General features: G+C 69.6%; 12 protein-coding genes. 2 read left to right on the plus strand and 10 right to left on the minus strand.

The annotated features are described in order from the left end of the window. Window positions 1–13: 13 nt before the first annotated feature. Window positions 14–3,529, minus strand: coding sequence for a chromosome segregation protein SMC (gene smc / locus F788_RS0104755; protein ID WP_019589430.1), 3,516 nt, complete (start codon window positions 3,527–3,529; stop codon window positions 14–16). A gap of 148 nt (window positions 3,530–3,677) precedes the next feature. On the opposite strand from smc, the gene queF reads away from it, so the two are divergent. Both queF and F788_RS0104765 read left to right on the plus strand, forming a co-directional pair. Beyond that, complete coding sequence (queF, locus tag F788_RS0104760) at window positions 3,678–4,100, plus strand: preQ(1) synthase (protein ID WP_018870388.1); 423 nt, start codon at window positions 3,678–3,680, stop codon at window positions 4,098–4,100. A 7-nt stretch (window positions 4,101–4,107) separates the two neighbouring features. Beyond that, the gene (locus F788_RS0104765; protein WP_019589431.1) at window positions 4,108–5,421 is read left to right on the plus strand and encodes an FGGY-family carbohydrate kinase; all 1,314 of its coding nucleotides are present in this window, start codon (window positions 4,108–4,110) and stop codon (window positions 5,419–5,421) included. Between the two features lie 30 nt (window positions 5,422–5,451). On the opposite strand, the gene F788_RS0104770 is transcribed toward F788_RS0104765, so the two are convergent. From F788_RS0104770 to ndk, 9 genes are all read right to left on the minus strand, one after another. Further along, window positions 5,452–6,624 (minus strand): aminotransferase class I/II-fold pyridoxal phosphate-dependent enzyme, encoded by a 1,173-nt coding sequence (locus tag F788_RS0104770; protein ID WP_019589432.1) that lies wholly within the window; start codon window positions 6,622–6,624, stop codon window positions 5,452–5,454. Beyond that, window positions 6,608–8,053, minus strand: a complete 1,446-nt coding sequence (der, locus tag F788_RS0104775; RefSeq protein ID WP_018870391.1) for a ribosome biogenesis GTPase Der — start codon at window positions 8,051–8,053, stop codon at window positions 6,608–6,610. Before der ends, F788_RS0104770 begins: the two co-directional genes overlap by 17 nt. Before the next feature lie 7 nt (window positions 8,054–8,060). After that, the gene (gene bamB, locus F788_RS0104780; RefSeq protein WP_019589433.1) at window positions 8,061–9,251 is read right to left on the minus strand and encodes an outer membrane protein assembly factor BamB; all 1,191 of its coding nucleotides are present in this window, start codon (window positions 9,249–9,251) and stop codon (window positions 8,061–8,063) included. 14 nt (window positions 9,252–9,265) lie between these two features. After that, the gene (locus tag F788_RS0104785) at window positions 9,266–9,880 is read right to left on the minus strand and encodes a tetratricopeptide repeat protein (RefSeq protein ID WP_019570774.1); all 615 of its coding nucleotides are present in this window, start codon (window positions 9,878–9,880) and stop codon (window positions 9,266–9,268) included. A gap of 13 nt (window positions 9,881–9,893) precedes the next feature. Further along, window positions 9,894–11,168 carry a histidine--tRNA ligase gene (gene hisS, locus F788_RS0104790; RefSeq protein WP_026331455.1) on the minus strand — a complete coding sequence of 425 codons (1,275 nt, stop codon included), beginning with the start codon at window positions 11,166–11,168 and terminating at the stop codon, window positions 9,894–9,896. A gap of 54 nt (window positions 11,169–11,222) precedes the next feature. Continuing rightward, complete coding sequence (locus tag F788_RS0104795) at window positions 11,223–12,494, minus strand: helix-turn-helix domain-containing protein (protein WP_019589434.1); 1,272 nt, start codon at window positions 12,492–12,494, stop codon at window positions 11,223–11,225. Beyond that, window positions 12,487–13,260: a type IV pilus biogenesis/stability protein PilW gene (pilW, locus tag F788_RS0104800; RefSeq protein ID WP_018870396.1), complete on the minus strand. Its 774-nt coding sequence runs from the start codon at window positions 13,258–13,260 to the stop codon at window positions 12,487–12,489. Before pilW ends, F788_RS0104795 begins: the two co-directional genes overlap by 8 nt. Then, entirely contained in the window at window positions 13,260–14,393 is a 1,134-nt protein-coding gene (locus tag F788_RS0104805) for a bifunctional tRNA (adenosine(37)-C2)-methyltransferase TrmG/ribosomal RNA large subunit methyltransferase RlmN (protein ID WP_019589435.1), read from the minus strand. Before F788_RS0104805 ends, pilW begins: the two co-directional genes overlap by 1 nt. 242 nt (window positions 14,394–14,635) lie before the next feature. Further along, on the minus strand, window positions 14,636–15,067 hold the full coding sequence (gene ndk, locus F788_RS0104810) for a nucleoside-diphosphate kinase (RefSeq protein ID WP_018870398.1): 432 nt from the start codon (window positions 15,065–15,067) through the stop codon (window positions 14,636–14,638). Between the last annotated feature and the right edge of the window lie 39 nt (window positions 15,068–15,106).

Here is a 15,106-nt window from a genome sequence, read left to right on the forward strand (position 1 = left end):
GCGCCCGGCGCCGTCAGGCCCCGGCCATTTCCACGGCCTCGTCGACGTCCACACTGACCAGACGCGACACGCCCGGTTCGTGCATGGTAACGCCGATCAGCTGTTCCGCCATGGACATGGTCGACTTGTTGTGGGTGATAAAGATGAACTGGATCCGCTCCGACATCTCCCGCAGGAGCTCGCCGAAACGCCCCACGTTGGCCTCGTCCAGCGGCGCATCCACCTCGTCCAGCATGCAGAAGGGTGCCGGATTCAGCTCGAAGATGGCGAATACCAGCGCCGAAGCCGTGAGCGCCTTCTCACCCCCGGACATCAGATGGATGGTGGACAGGCGCTTGCCCGGCGGACGCGCCATAATCGCCACGCCGGTATCCAGCAGGTCGTCGCCGGTCATCTCCAGGCGCGCCTCGCCGCCGCCGAACAGGCGCTGGAATTTCTCCCCCAGCCCGGCGTTGACCTTGTCGAAGGTCTCGCGGAACAGCGTGCGGGTCTCGCGGTCGATGCGCTGCATCGCCGCCTCCAGGGTCTCCAGCGCCTCGATCAGATCGGCGTGCTGTTCCTCCAGATAGCGCTGGCGTTCTTCCAGCTCGCGGGCCTCGTCGATCGCCGCCAGGTTGATCGGCCCGAGCTTCTCGATCGCCCGGTCCAGCTCGGCGATCGCCCGGTCCCATGCCTCCACGCCGGCGTCTTCCGGCAGCTCGGCCGCCAGCTCGCGCGCGTCGAATCCGGATTCCTGCAGCTGTTCGCGCAGCTGTTCCAGCTGCGTGGCCCGTGAACGCTGGTCCAGCCGGTATTCCTCGCAGGTGGAACGCTGCTGCTCGACCCGCTGTTCCAGTTCCGTCAGCTCGCCGGCCACCTCGCGCAGGGCATGATCGCACTCGTCCAGCTGGCCGCGCGCGGCGGTCAGCGCGCTCTCGGCCGCCTGGCGCGCCTCGGCCGCCGCCTGCAGGTCCTTCTTCCACTGTTCCAGCGGGGCACGCCGGCCCTCCAGACCCTCGCGCAGGCGTTCCTGACGCTCGCGATCCTCGCTCAGCTGGCGTTCCAGGCGTTCCCGCTCGCTCTGTTCGCGCTCCAGCCGATGGCGCGCCTCCTGCTCGGCCAGGCGTGCCTTGCCCGCGGCATCGCGTGCCGCACGGGCCTGCTCGCGTGCCTGCTGACGGGCCTCGCGGGTCGCGGCCACGCGGGCCTCCACGGCTTCCCGATCGGCCTCCAGACCCTCCAGACGCTCGAGTGCCCGATTGCGTTCGGCCTCGGCCTCGTCGAACTGGGTGCGTACGCGTTCGTCCTCCTCGGCAACTTCTTCCAGCTCGCGGTCGATGCGCGCCTGCTGCTGTTCCAGTTGGCGCGCCTGATCGTGCAGCCGCTGCACGCGGTTCTCGCCCTCCTGCACCTGCTTGCGCTGTTCCGCGATCCGCGCGTCCACCGCGTCGCGGGCCTCGCGCGCCTCGCCGATGCGCTCCCTGCGCCCCGCCAGTGAAGCCTCCAGCGCCCGGCCGCGCTCCTGCAGGGCATCGCGCTGCTGCTCCAGCTCGCGTGCCAGACGCACCCGCGCGACCGCCCCGCTGACTTCGGCTTCCAGCGTGCCATGGGCCAGCCAGCCCGGGCCCAGCCAGGTCCCGCCGGGGGTGATCACGCTCTCGCCCGGGCCACAGTCCCGGGCCCGCTCGCGCGCCGCCTGCGCATCGGCGGCGCAGTAGATGCCGGCCAGCCAGCGCCGCACGGCTGCCGGACCGCGCACCCGCGCGGCCAGACTGTCGTCGGGTACTGGCTCGGCGGACGCCGTGCCATCCAGGCGGCGCAGCGGCGCCTCGGGCAGATCGGCCAGGGCCGCGGCCTCCAGCCCCAGGGGATCGCCGGCACCTTCGGGCACCTCGGCCTCCAGCCAGCTCCCCAGCACCGCCTCCACCGCGGTATCCCAGCCGTCCTCGACCTCCAGCGCCTGAACCAGCGGGCGACCGGCATCGATACCGTGGCGCCGGGCCCATTCCTCGCGCCGCTTGCGAGTCGCCTCGGGATCGGCCTCGCCACCGAAGGATTCCAGCCCGGCCAGGCGCCCCGCGACCTCGCGGTGCTCGCGCTCCACGGCATGGGCCTGTTCCTGTTCCTCCGTCTGCTCCGCCTCAAGGCGTTCCAGTTCGGCGCGCGCCTCGGTGCTGCGCGCCTGCTCCGCCTCCAGGGCCTCGCGCAGTCCGGCGAGCTCGCCCTCCACGCGCTCGGCCTCCTCGCCCGGATGGGTCTGCGGCAGCGCGGCCTTTTCGGATTCCAGCTTCTCGCGCCGGCGCGCGAGGCGCTGGCGGGTCTGTTCGGCGCTGTCCATGCGCGAACGGGCCACCTGTGCGGCCTGACGCGGTTCGGCCAGGTCGCGCTCCCATTCCTGCTGGGCCTCGCGCGCCGCCTGGTCTGCCTGTTCGGCCTCCTCGGCGGCGGCCTCCAGGCGCTGCTGTTCGCGTTCCGCATTCTCCAGCGCTTCGCGCAGGCGCTCGCATTCGCGCTCCGCCTCGCGGATGCGCCCGGCCACCGCATCCTGCTGCTCGCCCGCCGTGCGGATGCGCGTGTCCACATCCTCCAGTTCGCGCGTCTCGCGCTCCAGTTCAGCCTCGGCATGGCGAATCGACTGCTCCAGGCGCGATACCTCGGCGGCGCGGTCGTAGTACGCGCTCTGCGCCTCGGACACTGCCGCCTCGCGGTCCACGCGCTGCTGGCGCAGGGTCTCGGAGCGGGTGCGCGCGTTCTGCGCCTCGGCCTGCAGCCGGGCGAGTTCGGTCTCGGCGGCGGACAGCTCGGCGCGGCGGCTTTCCAGCGCGGCCTCTTCCGCCTGCAGCCGCAGCAGGATCGCCTCGGCCCGCTTGCGCCGGCGATCCGCGGCCAGCTGCTGGTAGCGCTCCGCGGTCGCCGCCTGTCGGTTCAGCCGCTCCGCCTGCTTGCCCACCTCCTCGCGCAGGTCATCCAGGCGCTCCAGGTTTTCGCGCGTGTGGCGCACGCGGTTCTCGGTCTCGCGCCGGCGTTCCTTGTATTTGGAGATCCCGGCCGCCTCTTCCAGATAGGTGCGCAGGTCCTCCGGACGCGCCTCGATCAGCCGCGCGATCATCCCCTGCTCGATGATGGCGTAGCTGCGCGGCCCCAGGCCGGTACCCAGGAACAGATCCACGATGTCACGCTTGCGCGCGCGATGGCCGTTCAGGTAGTACTTCGACTGCCCGTCGCGGGTAAGCGCGCGCTTGACCGCGATCTCGGTGTAGGCGCTGTATTCGCCGCCCAGTCGCCCTTCGGAGTTGTCGAACACCAGTTCGATGCTGGCCTGTCCCACGGGCTTGCGGCTGGAGGAGCCGTTGAAGATCACGTCCTCGCCCGAATCCCCCCGCAGATGCTTGGCCGACGATTCGCCCATCACCCAGCGCACGGCGTCGATGGTGTTCGACTTGCCGCAGCCGTTCGGACCGACCACGCCCACGCGGTTGCCCGGCAGCACCAGGGTGGTGGGATCCACGAAGGACTTGAATCCGGCCAGTTTGATTCGGGCAAGGCGCACGTCGGGATCCTGGGTGTTCCGCAGCCTGGGGTGTACGGGCGTAGAATGGTACACGCTTACAGGTCGAACGTGACCCCGACGGGAACTCGCGCGCGACCCGCTTCTCCAACCGCGCACGCTAAAACAGCCGAAACACGAGAACGCATTCATGCCCAGCCAGCCGAGCAAGACCCTGGACACCTTCGACAACCCTTCCCCGGACAACAACTTCGCGATCTACATCCGGATCCCGGAGTTCACCTGCCTGTGCCCGGCGACGGGGCAGCCGGACTTCGCCGAGCTGCATCTGCAGTACGTGGCGGACCAGCGCTGCGTGGAGCTGAAGTCGCTGAAGAACTACATGTGGTCGTTCCGCAACGAAGGGGCGTTCCACGAGGCCGTAACCAACCAGATCCTCAACGACCTGGTGGCCGCGACCGATCCGCGATTCATGCGTCTGACCGCCAATTTCTACGTGCGCGGCGGGATCTACACCACGGTGGTCGCGGAACACCGTCAGGAGGGCTGGACCCCGCCGGAGAGCGTGACCCTGCCGCCGCCGACGCGCAGCCCGCAGGGCACCGAATACTGACATCGCCGTGCACCCGTCCCGGGCCATCGGACTGGACGTCGGCACCTCGGGGGTGCGCGGCGTGTTGCTGGACCCCGACGGAGGGCGCCGCGCCACCGCCAGCCGCGCGCTGGCACCCGCCGGTATCCGGCATGACGGTCCACTGCACCAACAGGAGCCGGAGCGGTGGTGGGAGGCGCTGCAGGAGGTGCTGGCAGAACTGACCGACGGCCTGGAGGGTGAACCCGTCGCCATCGCGATCGACGGCACCTCGGGCACCCTGCTATGTACCGACGAACAGGGCCACCCGCTCCACCCGGCGCTGATGTACGACGACCGCCGGGCGGCCCCGGCGGTGCCCCGCCTGGCGCGCCTGGCCCCGCCCGAGGCCGCGGTCCACTCGGCCTCCAGTTCCGCCGCCAAGCTCCTGTGGCTGCGCGGGGAACACGGGCTCTCCGGCGTGCGCCGCGTGCTGCACCCGGCCGACTGGCTGGCCGGCCGCCTGCGCGGGCGCTACGACCGCATGGACGAGAACAATGCCCTCAAGCTGGGCTACGACGTGGTCCGGCGCCGCTGGCCGGAATGGCTGCTCCGCGAGCTCGGCGACGAGATCGGCCTGCTGCCCGAGGTGGTGCCGGCGGGCACCCCGCTGGGCCCGGTGGACCCGGACCTGGCCGCGAACCTCGGCCTGAATCCGGCCTCAAGGGTGGTCGCGGGCACCACCGACTCGATTGCCGGTTTCCTCGCCGCCGGGGTCGCGGATACCGCCACCGGCGTCACCAGCCTGGGCTCGACGCTGGCGCTCAAGCAGCTCTCTCCGCGGCCGCTGTTCGCGCCGGAACTGGGGGTGTACAGCCACCGCCTCGGGGATCGCTGGCTGGCCGGCGGTGCGTCGCACAGCGGCGGGGCCGTGCTGCAGCAGTTCTTCGACGATGCAGATCTGGAGCGGCTGGGTGCGGCCCTGGATCCGGAGCGCGACAGCGGCCTGGACTATCTCCCGCTCCCCGGCCCCGGCGAACGCTTCCCCGTCAACGATCCGGATCTGCCGCCCCGCATGGAGCCCCGCCCGACGGACGATGCGCGCTTTCTGCAGGGGCTGTTCGAAGGGATCGCGCGCATCGAACGCGACGGCTATGCACGGCTGCGGGAACTGGGCGCGCCCGCGCTGCAGCGCGTGGTGACCCTCGGCGGTGGCGCGCGCAGCCCCGCCTGGAGCCGGATCCGGGCGCGCATCCTCGGGGTCGAAGTAAGCATGGCAGCGGACGACGAGGCCGCGGTCGGTACTGCCCGTCTGGCGCGGGGCACCGCGCTCGCGGCGCTGCAGGAACCGGCTCCGGCCTGACCCGGAGACGGGCCCGGCTCTACGCCCGGGTCAGGTCAGCACGCTGCGCAGGCGCTCGACCGCCTCGCGCAGCCGGGCCTCGCTCTGGGTATAGGCGATGCGCAGATGGCGCGCGCCATCGGATGGACTGAAATCGGTCCCCGGCGTCAGCGCGACGCCCGCCTCGTCGAGGATGCGGGCGCACAGGGCCTCGGAATCCGCGCCATGGGCACTGCAGTCGGCATAGATGTAGAACGCCCCTTCGGGACGTGCGCGCACCTCCAGGCCGAGTTCCGGCAGGGCCTGCAGCAGGAAGTCGCGGCGGCTTTCGAGCTCGCGCACCCGCTGCTGCAGCTCCGCTTCGGTGTCCGGTTCGAAGGCGAACATCGCCGCCGCCTGGGCCACGCTGGAGGGCGCCACGAACAGGTTCTGCGCCAGGCGGCGGACCGGATCGACCCACGAGGGCGGTACCACCATCCAGCCCAGACGCCAGCCGGTCATGGCGAAATACTTGGAGAAGCTGTTGATCACCACCACGTTCGGGTGCAGGGCCGCGGCACTGCGCTCGGGCTCGCCGAATACCAGCTGGCCGTAGATCTCGTCCATGATCACCAGCCCGCCGCGGGCCTCCACCACCGCCACGATCTCCGCGAGGGTCTCGCGCGACAGGCAGGTGCCGGTGGGGTTGGCCGGCGACGCCAGCAGCACCGCGCGGGTCGTGTCGCTCCAGGCCGCGGCCACCGCGGCGGCGGTCGGCTGCCAGGCGTCCTCGGCCGACACCACCAGGGGCCGGGGCCGCGCACCCCGGGCCGCGACGAACTGCCGGTTGCAGGCGTAGCCCGGGTCCGGCAGCAGCACCTCCTCCCCGGGATTCACGCCGGCCGCCAGCGCCAGCAGGATGGCCGCCGAGGCCCCGGACGTGACCACGACCCGTTCCGGGTCCACTTCGGCCGCGTGGCGGTTGCGGTAGTCCTGCGCGATCGCCCGGCGCAGTTTTTCGCGCCCGTGCGCCGGCGTGTAGCGGGTTTCCCCGGCGGCCAGGGCGATCTCGCCGGCGGACACCACACCACGCGGGGTCACGAAATCCGGCTCGCCGACCTCCAGATGGATGATGTCGCGGCCGGCGCGCTCGGCCGCCTGGGCGCGGTCGAGGATGTCCATCACGCGGAACGGCTCGACCACCTGCGCAAAATCCGACAGGGCGGGCTCAGCGCTTGCGGACATGACGCATCAACCTTTTGCGTTTCTGCTGCTGGCGCGGCGTGAGTTTGTTGCGCCGGCCGGCATAGGGGTTCTTTCCGGAACGGAACTCCAGCCGCAGGGGCGTCCCCACCAGCTTCAGCTGACGGCGGAAGAAGTTCTCCAGATAACGCTTGTAGGCCCCGGGCAGACGATCGGTCTGATTGCCGTGGACCACGATCACCGGCGGGTTCTGCCCGCCCTGGTGCGCATAGCGCAGCTTGATCCGCCGCCCGCTGACCAGCGGTGGCGCATGCTCGGCCACCGCGGCTTCCAGCAACCGGGTCAGCTCCGGGGTGGAGATGTCCACGAACGCACTGGCGTGGGCCTCGCGCACGTCGTCCAGCAGGTGCCCGACGTTGGTGCCGTGCAGAGCCGAGATCAGGCGCATGCGCGCGTAATCGACGAAACCGAGGCGACGCTGCATCTCGGACCGGACCCACTCGCGATCATCCGGGTCCATGCCGTCCCACTTGTTCACGGCCACCACCAGCGCACGGCCGGCATCGATCACCAGCCCCAGCAGGTGGGCGTCCTGATCCGACAGGCCGGCACGGGCATCAATCACCATGATCACCACGTGCGCGGCCTCGATCGCCTGCAGGGTCTTGACCACGCTGAACTTCTCGACGGTCTCGTGGACCCGGGCGCGGCGCCGCACCCCCGCAGTGTCGATCAGGGTGTAGTCCTGGTCCTCGCGCGTGAACGGCACGAAGATGCTGTCGCGGGTGGTGCCCGCCACGTCGGTGGCGACCACCCGTTCATCCCCGAGGATGCGGTTGACCAGGGTGGACTTGCCGGCATTGGGCCGCCCCACCACCGCAACACGGATACCCGGCCAGTCGTCCAGCGCGGCCTGCTGGGCGTCCACGTCGAGGCCGTCGCCGGCGCCCTCGCCTTCACCGCCTGCCGCTTCCCGATCCCGGGCCACGTCTTCCCGCACGGCCTGCATCAGGCCGCGCACGCCGCGACCGTGGGTCGCGGCGATCGGAGTGACATCGCCCAGGGCCAGGGCGTGGAACTCCGCGCTGACCACGTCGGCATCCAGGCCGTCGGTCTTGTTGACGATGACCCGGGCACGCACGCCACTGGCACGCAGCTGCTCGGCGATCGCCTCGTCCTGCGGCGTCAGGCCGTCACGCGCATCCACCAGGAACAGCACGTGATCGGCCTCGGCGACCGCGCGGCGGGTCTGTTCGGCCATGGCCCGGTCGACCCCTTCTTCCTCGCCGGACAGGCCGCCGGTGTCCACCACCATGTAGGGAAACTCGCCCACCCGGCCGATTCCGTACTGGCGGTCGCGGGTCAGACCGGGCATGTCCGCGACCAGCGCGTCGCGCGAGCGGGTGAGCTGATTGAACAGGGTCGACTTGCCCACATTCGGGCGGCCGACCAGCGCGATGACGGGGATCATGAGGGGATCAGGCGTCCTCGTCGATGCGCGCGTCGATCGCAGTCAGCCGACCATTGTCGGTGATCACGTACAGGGTATCGCCCTCCAGCACCGGCCGCGCCACCACGGCACCGCGCGCCACGCGGGTGCGGGCGGCGAATTCGCCGTCTTCCAGGTCGAGCCAGTGCAGGTAGCCCTCGAAATCGCCGACGATGGCGTAACCCTCGTGAATCACCGGCGCGGTCACCCCGCGCAGGCGCAGACCCGCGTTTTCCCACAGATCCCCGCCGTTGCGCGGATCCACCGCGCGCACGTGGCTGTCGGCGTCGCTGACCACCATCACGTTGCGGCTGATCGAGACATCCCCGCCCTGATAGGACGAGAACTCCCGGTCCCAGTAGAGCTCGCCGGAATTGAGATCCACCGCGGCCATGCGCCCCTGGTAGCTGACACCCAGTGCCGCGCCGCGGTAGACCGGGATATGGCCATCCACGTCCACCATGCGCTCGACCTCGGAGCGGCCGGTGGGCACGCCCAGGGTTGCCTCCCACAGGGTATTGCCGCGGGTGAGGCCCAGCATCATCAACCGACCGTCATCAAAGCCGGCCAGCACGCGCCCGCCGACGATCTGCGGCACATGCGCCCCGCGCAGACTCAGTGCCGGCGTGGTCCGCAGCGCGGTCCACTGCACCGCGCCGGTGGCCGCGTCCATGGCGTGCAGCCGACCGTCATTGGTGCGCGCGATCACCATTCCCGACGCGACCTCCGAGATCCCGATGACTTCGCTGGAGAGCTGATTCCGCCAGCGCTCGCCTTCGCCGTCATCGCTCACCGCAATCGCCAGACCTTCCAGGGTCCCCACGACCACGATGCCCTCGCCGACACCCACGCCCGAAGCGATGCGCACGTCGTCCAGTCGCGTCTGCCATGCGCGCGCCCCGGATTCCCGGTCGTGCGCCACGATCCGGCCATCCGCGCCGGCCGCGAACACCCGCTCGTCCTCGATCGCCGGATAGACTTCCCAGAGGAAACGGTCCCCGCCCCGCCCCAGCGAGGCCGACCAGCGTTCGGAGGGTTCGCCGCGCACTTCGAAATCGGTCAGTTCCGCCGGGGGCTCGCTCTCATCCCGGGAAAACAGACCGCAGGCGCTCAGCGACAGCGCCAGGCCCGCCACCGCGAGCCACTGCAGGGTGTAGCGAATTTTCGCGAAGTGATCCATGTCGGCGGGCGTCCTCACGCGGAGAGATCCTCGAATTTCAGTTGCAGGTATTCCGGGCTGTGGCCGGCGTCCAGGGCCTCGCGGTAGCGCTCGCGTGCGGTGTCGTGGTCACCCCGGGCACGTGCCAGATCCCCGTCGAGTTCCAGGCGCAGGCCGCGGAATGCATCGTGCTCGACGGTCGCGAGGACCGATGCGGCTTCGTCCAGGGCCTCGGTCCGGATGAGCTGACGCACCAGCCGCAGACGGAACAGCGCACGATGGCCGTCATCCGGGGCGGCGTCCACGGCCTCGCGCAGGGCGGCCACCGCGGCCTCTTGCTCGCCACCGGCCAGCGCGACCTCGGCGCGGTGGGCCCAGGCCAGCGCGACGTAGGGCGTACGCCCGCCATGTTCGATCAGTTGCCGGGCCATTTCGTCGGCCTGGTCGAACTGGCCGGCGCGCATGCTGAACTGCAGCGCCTGGTACATCTCCGATGCCTGCTCGGCACGTTCGGCCTGCTGACCGCTCCACCAGTTGTAGCCGAACAGGCCGGCGATCCCGAGCACCAGCCCGGCGATGACCGCCATGCCGTTGTCGGACCACCACTGCTTGATCCGTTCCGCCTTTTCTTCGTCGGTGAGATAACTCATGTCAGGTATTCCTTCAGGATTGCAGGGCGGTGTCCATATGCGCGGACAGATCGGCACGCGCCACGGTCTGCTGTTCGCCGCCCTCGCCGCGCAGCGGCTTGACGGTCACGGTGCCCGCCGCGGCCTCGTCGGGCCCCAGCACGAGCGCCACGCGCGCACCCAGCCGGTCCGCGCGTTTCATCTGCGATTTCATGCTGCCACCGCCGCAGTGCTGTACCAGTTGCAGATCGGGACGCGCCTCGCGAAGTTCCTCGGCCAGGCGCAGCGCCTCGCCCGTCTGTTCCGTATCCGGCACCACCAGATAGGCGTCCGGCACCCCCGCCGCCGGCGCGTCTTCGCGGGCCTCCAGCAGGGCCACCAGGCGTTCCAGCCCCATGGCCATGCCGATTGCCGGCGTCCCGCGGCCACCCAGCTGCTCCACCAGGCCATCGTAACGGCCACCGGCGCACACCGTACCCTGCGCCCCCAGCTCGTCGGTGATCCACTCGAACACCGTATGGGTGTAGTAGTCCAGCCCGCGCACAAGACGCGGGTTATGCTCCCACGCGATGCCCAGTGCATCCAGGTGACCGCAGAGCGCATCGAAATGCGCTCGCGATTCGGCGTCCAGATGGTCCATCAGCGACGGGGCCGTGGCCACCACCTCGCGGGTCCCCGGATCCTTGCTGTCGAGGATGCGCATGGGATTGTCGTACAGCCGGTTGCGGGCCTCTTCGTCCAGCTGCTCGCGATGTGCCTCGAAGTGCGCGATGAGGTGCTCCCGATACTGCGCGCGGCACTCCGGGGTTCCCAGCGTGTTGAGCTCGAGGCGCACATTGCTCAGACCGAGCATGCGCCACAGACGCGCGGTCATCGCCAGGACCTCGGCATCGATGTCCGGTCCCGGCAGCCCGAACACCTCGACTCCGACCTGATGGAACTGGCGATAACGCCCTTTCTGCGGACGCTCGTGGCGGAACATCGGCCCCATGTACCACAGCCGCTGAACCTGATTGTGCAGCAGCCCGTGCTGGATGCCGGCGCGCACGCAACTCGCCGTGGCCTCCGGGCGCAGGCTCAGGCTGTCACCGTTGCGGTCCTCGAAGGTGTACATCTCCTTTTCCACGATGTCGGTGACATCGCCGATGGATCGCGCGAACAGCTCCGTGGCCTCCACCAGCGGCATGCGGATCTCGTGGTAACCGTAGCGCGTCAGCAGGTCGCGCAACTGGTCCTCGAGGTGCTGCCACAGGTGAACGCTGTCGGGCAGGATGTCGTGCATCCCGCGAATGGATCGGATGGCTTTCATCGGGTGTATTCGGATTGGTATCGGGTTGGGGCGCGCCGGATGATGCGCGCCTGATTATTCTTCCAGATCGAAGCGGGCCGTACGGTCGTCACGGACATGCTCGTCAAACGCCACCGGCTCGCCGTTCAGCGTGAGTTCGACGCCGGCGGCATTGCCCAGGACCGCACGCCCGGGGAGTTCCAGCTGCAGTTCCTCGCGCGTGCCCGGCGAGAGCACGCCGGTCAGAACCACCGCTCCGTCCGTGTCACGGATCTCGACCCAGGACGTCTCATGAACCTCCAGGATCAGTTCGGCCTGCCCGTCCGCGGCCGGCGCCGTTTCGGCCGCCCCGGTCGTTCCCTCGGTGATTTCCCCGGTGATTTCCTCGGGGGCTTCGACGATGTCGGTTTCCTCGCCGGCCGTGCCGGCCTCATCCAGCGGGGCCGGCGCAACCGGTTCGTCGATCCCCGCATCCTCGGGCACGGTATCCATGCGCGTGTCCGCCGCGGTCTCCTCCGAACCTTCCTCCGCAGCCGGATCACGTTCCGGCCGGGCCAGGGGTTCCGGCGGTCCGATCGCCGGCGTTTCCGCCTCAACGGTCCCTGTTTCGGTATCGGCGTCCGTGTCGGGGGCGGTGTCGCCATTGGTGGCGGCGGCCCCGGGCTCGTCATGTGCCCGGTCGGCGGGCTCCTGCCTCGCCGGCTCCTCCGGTGTGGTCTCCGTTTCCAGAGCCGGCACGCCTTCCGGCCCGTCCCCGATCCCGAACTCCCGCAGCGCGTCCACCGAGACGTCTTCCGCCCAGAACACCGTAGCGACTGCCAGCAGACCCACCACCAGCGCCGCCGCCAGCCAGTACGGCCAGACGGAGCGCCGCAGGGGGCGATGCCTGCGGGTCGCGACCGGGCGCGGCGCCGGCTCCGCCGGGGCACGGCGATCATACGCCTGTATCCAGGGCTCGGGATCCACCCCGAGCTCCCGGGCACATGAGCGCAGATAGCCGCGCACGTAAGCCGGGGTCATGTGCTCGAAGCGATTGGCCTCGAGGTCCTGCAGCAGTGCCTTCCCCAGATGGGTGCGCCGCGAGAGTTCGGCAATCTCGAGCCCGGCCCCCTCGCGGGCCACGCGCAGTCCGCGTCCCGGCTGCGCATCCTGCTCGTCGCCTTCGCCGCCACCCTGGCCCGTGGGATCGTCCTCGGGCTGGTCACGAGTCGTGAGGCCCGCGGCCACGGGCGGTTCATCGGGCCCCGGCACGCCCGGGTCCCCGCTCAGTGGAGGCCGCGAGGAAGCCGTATCGTCGACGTCCTCGACGCGCCCCAGATCCGGATCCCGGCTGCGCCGCTCAGTCACTCTCGCGCTCCAGGCGCCGCAGCCGTTCGGCTTCGTCACTGTCCGGGTATTCTTCACGCAGGCGGTCCGCGCAGGCACTGGCGTTGCGATCCCGTCCCAGCGCGGTTTCCGACTGGTAACACAGCAGCAGGGTCTCGGCGTTCTCGATGCCGCGTCCGCTCAGTCGCTGCAGAAAGGCGCGCGTCTGCATCGGCTTGCCCGCCTGATAACTGACCGACGCCAGCTCGAGGAGCGCACGCGGATTCTCCGGGCTGCGTTCCAGTGCATCCCGCAGGCGCTGCTCGGCACGCTCGTATTCACCCGCATCGGCGTAACAGGACCCCGAATTCAGGAGCGCAACATCGCGCCGGTCGTAATCCACGTTGTTGATCGCCTTGTCGAACAGCTCCTGGGCCCGCTCGAACTCGCCCTGACGGCAGAGCATCGCGCCGGTACTTACCTGGATGTGGGGATCGTCCGGGTCCTGCGCCAGCGCTACCTCGTAGTGCTCGACCGCCTCGTCGACCGCCCCCCGGCGTTCATACACCGTCGCCATCCCCAGATTGGCCATCGGATGCCGATGGTCGAACTCCAGCGCCCGCTTCAGGCTGCGTTCGGCCTGTTCCATTTCGCCTTCCCGCAGGTAGCCGATGCCGAGCTCCGCATTGATATCCGCCGCTTCTTCGCCATCGCGCCCCGTTTGCCGGTCCATCCCGGCACAACCCTGCAGCAATGCCACCAAAACCAGCATTGCGGCCGCCTTCCCCTGCCAGCCACCGCGCATCATCACGATGCCCTCCGTTCGGTTCCCGGGATCTCCGCATGCAGACGGATCATGCGCATCCCGCGATTGGTCCGGTCTTCCACCTGACCGACGAGCTGACCGCAGGCGGCGTCGATGTCATCGCCGCGCGTGCGCCGTACGGTGGTCACATAGCCGGCCTTCTGCAGCAGACGTTCAAAACGTTCGATGTCCGCCTCGGAGGGCCGGTCGAACGGCGCGCCCGGGAACGGATTGAACGGGATGAGATTGAGCTTGCACGGCAGCTCGCGCAGCAACGCCGCGAGCTCGCGCGCATGTTCCGGCCGGTCATTGACCCCGGCCAGCAGCACGTATTCCACGGTAACCCCGCTGTGCGACCCCGTTGCTTCCACATACCGTCGGCAGGCGTCGATCAGCGGGGCAATCGGGTATTTCCGGTTGATCGGCACCAGCCGGTCCCGCAGCTCGTCATTGGGGGCATGCAGGCTCAGAGCCAGGGCGACATCGGTGTGCCCGGCCAGGCGGTCCAGCGCCGGCACCAGGCCCGAGGTGGACACCGTCACCCGCCGGCGGCTGAGGCCATAGGCATTGTCGTCGGTCATCAGCTGCAACGCCGGGACCACTGCATCGAAATTGGCCAGCGGTTCGCCCATGCCCATCATGACCACGTTGGTCACGGCGCGCGGACGCCCTTCGGGCGCCGGGAGGCGCTGCATGGCCAGCCACACCTGACCGATGATCTCGGCGCTGGTCAGATTGCGGTTGAACCCCTGCTGCGCGGTGGAACAGAAGGTGCAGTCGAGCGCACAGCCCACCTGGGAGGACACGCACAGCGTGCCGCGACCGCTGTCCGGGATGTAAACGGTCTCGATGGCGTTGCCATCGGGGAGACGCAGCACCCATTTGACGGTGCCGTCGTCGGAGGTCTTCTCCAGCGCGACTTCGGGCGGCCGGATCTCCGCCTCGCGCGCCAGCCGCTCGCGCAGCTTGCGCGAGACGTTGGTCATTGCGTCGAACTCCGTGACCCCGCCCTGATGGATCCATTTCGCGACCTGGGTGGCGCGAAAGCGCGGCTCGCCCCATTCCCCGAACAGCTCTGTCAGCTGATCGCGGCTGTAACCCAGCAGGTTGACGGGGGCGTGGTTGGGCAAGGACATTGTTACGACCGATTGGAGCGGATGCCACAGTGTACTTCGCCGGGGCACCGCATGCCTACAGGGCGACCCCCATCGGCAGGAGGCCGGCCCTCCGGCCGATCGGGCGCCAGGGGAACATCCTGTGCCCGGTCGGGCAACGCCGGGTCGGCCAGGGGGCTGGCCTCCTACGGGTCGAACCCTGCCCCGGCAGGAGGCCGACCCTCCGGCCGATTTCACGCTCCTGCGGTTTGACCGCAATCGCCTCAGCGGGTGCGCGGGCAGACACCGTCATCGCCGAAGAAGAACGCGATCTCGCGCTCGGCGGTGTCCGCGGCGTCGGAACCGTGCACCGCGTTCTCGTCGATGGAGACCGCGTAGTCGGCACGGATGGTGCCCGGGGCCGCCTCGGAGGGGTTGGTCGCGCCCATGATGTCGCGGTTCTTGGCGATGGCGTCCTCGCCTTCCAGAACCTGCACCATGACCGGACCCGAGATCATGAACTCGACCAGGTCGTTGAAGAACGGGCGTTCCTTGTGAACTTCATAGAAACGCTCGGCCTGGGCGCGATCGAGGTGCATCATGCGCGCGCCCACGATCTTCAGGCCGGCCTTCTCGAAGCGGCTGTAGATCTCGCCGATCACGTTCTTGGAGACGGCGTCGGGCTTGATGATGGAAAGGGTACGTTCTTCGGCCATGGGGCGGCTCTCCTGTAGGGGCAATGATTCGAGTCGGGT

The organism is Thioalkalivibrio sp. ALE10 (assembly GCF_000381385.1).
Taxonomy (GTDB): Bacteria; Pseudomonadota; Gammaproteobacteria; order Ectothiorhodospirales; family Ectothiorhodospiraceae; genus Thioalkalivibrio.